The sequence below is a fragment of the Pontimicrobium sp. MEBiC01747 genome (assembly GCF_053601635.1).
Genome location: NZ_JBSHNS010000467.1, coordinates 1 through 4,833, shown reverse-complemented (window position 1 = coordinate 4,833; position 4,833 = coordinate 1). Strand labels below are relative to the sequence as shown.

Sequence of the window (4,833 nt, the reverse complement as noted above, 5' to 3'; positions counted from 1 at the left end):
GGTTTAACATGCCTTTTTTAGTGTAGTCTTGTCTTACAACATATAAAGAAGCGTCTACATAATCTAATAATTCTAATGCATCGGACACTAAACCTACTGGCGGAGTATCTAGAACAATATAATCGTATTTTTCTCTTAATTCTGTAATAAGCTTATCCATAGTTTCACCTATAAGTAACTCAGATGGATTAGGTGGTATTGGTCCAGAGGTAATAACATCTAGATTATTTACCTTAGTTTCTTGTGTGACCTCATCTAACGTTTTTTGTCCTATTAAATAGTTTACAGCTCCTACATCATTTTTAATATCAAAATCTCCAAATATTTTAGGTTTTCTTAAATCTAATCCTACTAATACTGTTTTTTTACCACTTAATGCAAACACCGTTGCTATATTTATAGAGCAAAACGTTTTACCTTCTCCACTAACCGAAGAGGTTAACATAACCGTTTTAGAACCATTTAAATTGTGTTTTTTATACATGTATTGAAGACTAGACCGTATAGATCTAAATGCCTCTGCTACAGTAGACTTAGGCTTTGTATGTACTATTAAATTATTATCTATTGTATTTTTACCCACAACTCCCAATAATGGTATTGCCGAAAGGTTTTCTAAATTTTGCGGGTTATGTAATTTGGTATCTAAAAATGTTACTAAAAAAGCAAGTAATAATGGCGGTAAAAACCCACCTAAAACAGCAAATACATAACGAGATCTTAATTTTAAATCTATAGCTTTTACATCTGTATCCTTAGCTGGATCAATAACTAATATGTCTGAAACGTTAGCCGCTTTTATAATATTAGCCTCACTCCTTTTGGCTAAAAACAGATTATAACTTTGTTCGTTTAATGAATACTGTCTCTGAATATTTAATAGCTTTTGTTGGTCTTTTGGTAATTTTCTAAACTTAGATTCTGTTACTCCAATTTTAGAATTAATAAATTGTCTTTCTCTTTGCAATCCTCCTTTAGCCGAGCTTATATTTTCTAAAAGCACCATTTTAATCGCCTCTATCTGAGAGTCTAAATCTGTAAAAATTGAAGAACTGCTTCTAACTGTAGATTCGTATTTAGATTTCTGTACAGACAGTGTATTTATCTTCGCTATATTAGAGAGTATATTAGCATCATCTATTCCTGCAATTGCTGGTGCTGGAAGCTTTGTAAACGTCTTACTCGTTTCTAAATAGGTTTTTAGTTGCGCATAATAAGCTAATTTTTTATTTATATTATCTATATCTAATTCTAGAGTAGATAACTTGCTACTTAGTGCTAAACTTTCGTCATCTAGGTTATATATTTTATTCTCTTGCCTGTAATCGTTTAACGAATCTGCATTTGTGTTTAATTCATCCTTAACCTTTTTTAATTGTTCATCTATAAAAGCAATAGTATTTGTAACAAATAAGTTTTTTCGCTCTAGTTGATCTTCACTTAAGACTTCTACAGTTTCATTTAAATAATCAACAATTTTAGCTTTGTTTACATCTGTAATACTTAAATTTAAAATAGCAGAACTTTTAGGATTAGATATAGATAATCGTCCTTTATAATATGCCACAACTTGGTCAAAACTAGTAAATTGTAAAAAGTACTCATCTCCAACATTTACACGTCTTTTATCTGCTAAAAATATAGTTCCGTTAAAAAAAGGAAGTTCTACTAATTCGCCTAACTTATAGGTATAATCTTGCTCTCCTATAATAACATCTGCTGTACCTTTCTCTTTTGTAGTAAAGTTTTGAGTAGCAACTAAGTTAGACTCAAAATTCGTAGATAACCTATACATATCGTTCTCTAAAAAAACAATTTTAATAGGCTTACCTATAGCTTGAAACTCATTATCCTTAAGCCTAGCCCTAAACGGTGCCGCTTTGTAAATATCATCTTTTCTAAATCGAGATTGTTTTAAGTAACCAATGTAAAATTTAAGATTATCTACTACTTTTTCATGGTTAGATCGAGATTGTAAACTTGTAATAATTGTTTTTACTTTACCTGAAACACCTCCCCAATTGAAAGTTAAACTAGTATTAGAGGTAAATAAAGGATTCTTATCATCTTCAACAGAAATTTGAGTACTTAATTTATAAGATTGTTGTTTTCTTATATTTTGCTGGTATACTATAAAAACACCTATTCCTATACACAGCACAAATAACTTCCAATAACTAAGGGCTTTAAATAAAAATGCCTTAACATCAAATGAAATCTGTTGAGATTCCGAAATTTCAAATTCGTCATTCATAAAGTTAAACTTATAGGTTTCTAGCTAAAAAGTAAGTGGACACTAATACCGAAAATATAGAAGCAATAGTCGTTAATGTTTGAGTTGCTGTTTCACCAGCTCCAATTGCTTTTCTCTTTAAAGGTTTCACTAAAATCATATCATTAGGTTGGATGTAATAATATGGAGATTGTAAGGCAGCAACATCAGTTAAATCGATATGATGAATTTTCTGTCCTTGTGGATATTGCCTTATTATTAACACATCTGTCCTATCTCCAGTATTTCTTATATCCCCGGCATTAGCAAGTGCTTCTATAATGTTAACACGATCTTGGAATAATGTAAATACGCCTGTACCTCCTACTTCTCCTGTAACCGTATAACGTAAACCTGCTAACTTAACTGTTACAAATATTTGCGTGGTAGATTTTAAATATTTAGTAAGTATTTCTTCTTTAACCTTAGCTGCAATTTCATCTATAGTATATCCCAAAACATTAACATCTCCAAGAATTGGAAATTTAATATTACCGTGTAAATCTACAGTAAAACCATTGAAATATAAATCTTGTTGACCCTGTGCTTCTCTTTGGGTTTCAACAGGGTTAAATAGAGAGACTAATTTTTTAACCTCTTCATCTATTGCTTTTACATTTATACTAACGACATCATTAATTTGTACCCGATATGGCTTAGATAACTCTTTAACCAAAAGAGAATCATTAACAGGTGTACCTTTATCTTGCAGATAAACAACATCTTTGTTGGTAATACAAGAAGAAAACAAAATACTGAATATTAAAGTAATAGCTAATAAAAACCGCCTCATTTTTAGCAAATAGATTAATGACAAATATAACCTTTCGTCGTTAAGAATAAAACTTTTATCGGTTTTTTTGGTTTTTTATCCGTTATTTGTAAAAAATTGAACCATTGAATTATTTAACCGTAGAAAATATTGCGAAGTCTTATGGAGAGCTAACTCTTTTTAAAGATATTTCCTTTAGTGTACATAAAGATCAAAAAATAGCATTTGTTGCAAAAAATGGTACTGGAAAAACATCCATTTTAAATATTTTGGCAAAATTAGATTCTCCAGATGCTGGTAATGTAATTTTTAGAAAAGACATAAAAGTATCGTTTCTCCCTCAAGAACCGTACTTAGATAGTAACTTAACTATTGAAGGCACTATTTTCAGTTCTGATAGCGAAATTTTAAAAGTTATAAAACAGTATGAAAAAGCTATTTTAAATCCAGAAGATACGGATGCTTACCAAAAAGCATTCGAAGACATGGACATCCATAATGCTTGGGACTTTGAAACACAATACAAGCAAATTCTTTTTAAACTAAAACTAGAAAATCTAAACCAAAAAGTAAGTGCGCTATCTGGAGGCCAAAAAAAGAGACTATCTTTAGCTAATGCATTAATAAACAAACCAGATTTACTCATTTTAGATGAACCTACCAATCATTTAGATTTAGAAATGATTGAATGGTTAGAATCTTTTTTCGCTAAAGAAAACATTACCTTATTTATGGTAACGCATGACCGCTATTTTTTAGAGCGTGTATGTAATGAGATTATAGAATTAGATCATGGAGAACTATACTCATACAAAGGCAATTATTCGTATTATTTAGAAAAAAAAGAAGCACGAATAGAACAAGAACATGTAGAAACTAACAAAGCTAAACAGTTATATAAAAAAGAACTAGGTTGGATGCGCCGTCAGCCAAAAGCAAGAACAACAAAATCAAAATCTAGAATAGACGATTTTGCAGACATAAAACACAAAGCGCACCAACGTAGAAAAGACCATGTTGTACAATTAGAATTAAACATGGAACGCTTAGGGAGTAAAATTATAGAACTCAAAAAAGTATCCAAAGCCTATAAAGACAAAATTATTCTGGACAAGTTCGATTATATGTTTCAAAAAGGAGAACGTGCTGGTATTATAGGAAAAAACGGCACAGGTAAATCTTCTTTTTTAAATATACTAACACAATCTATAGAACCCGACTCTGGTAAAGTAGTCATTGGAGAAACTGTAAAAATAGGATACTATACTCAAGCTGGTATAACACCTAAACCTAACCAAAAAGTAATAGATGTTGTTAGAGAGTTTGGTGATTACATCCCTTTAAAAAAAGGAAGACAAATTAGTGCCCAACAACTATTAGAGCGTTTTTTATTTGATAGAAAAAAACAATACGATTTTGTTGAAAAACTAAGTGGAGGCGAACGTAAACGCCTATATCTATGTACCGTTTTAATACAGAATCCAAATTTTTTAATTTTAGATGAGCCTACAAACGATTTAGATATTGTTACTTTAAACGTTTTAGAAAACTTCTTACTAGATTTTCCTGGTTGTTTAATTGTTGTATCGCACGATAGGTATTTTATGGACAAAATTGTAGATCACTTATTTGTATTTAGAGGCGAAGGTGTTATAGAAGATTTCCCAGGCAATTATAGCGACTTTAGAGCTTACGATGACAGTAAACCTGTAATTTCTGAAACAACAGATACTGCAAAAAAAGAAAAAAGCAGTTGGAAAAAAGATAGTAATAATAAACTATCTTACAA

3 protein-coding genes are annotated in these 4,833 nt (G+C 30.5%); 1 reads left to right on the top strand and 2 read right to left on the bottom strand.

Annotated elements, in window-relative coordinates:
• On the bottom strand, positions 1-2,254 hold a 2,254-nt coding region (locus ACVC2P_RS15325), incomplete at its 3' end, for a polysaccharide biosynthesis tyrosine autokinase (RefSeq protein ID WP_452599333.1).
• 10 nt (positions 2,255-2,264) lie between these two features.
• Positions 2,265-3,065, bottom strand: coding sequence for a polysaccharide biosynthesis/export family protein (locus ACVC2P_RS15320; protein WP_452599332.1), 801 nt, complete (start codon positions 3,063-3,065; stop codon positions 2,265-2,267).
• A gap of 104 nt (positions 3,066-3,169) precedes the next feature.
• Here ACVC2P_RS15320 and ACVC2P_RS15315 point away from each other — a divergent pair.
• A partial coding sequence (locus ACVC2P_RS15315; protein ID WP_452599331.1) for an ABC-F family ATP-binding cassette domain-containing protein occupies positions 3,170-4,833 on the top strand: 1,664 nt, incomplete at its 3' end.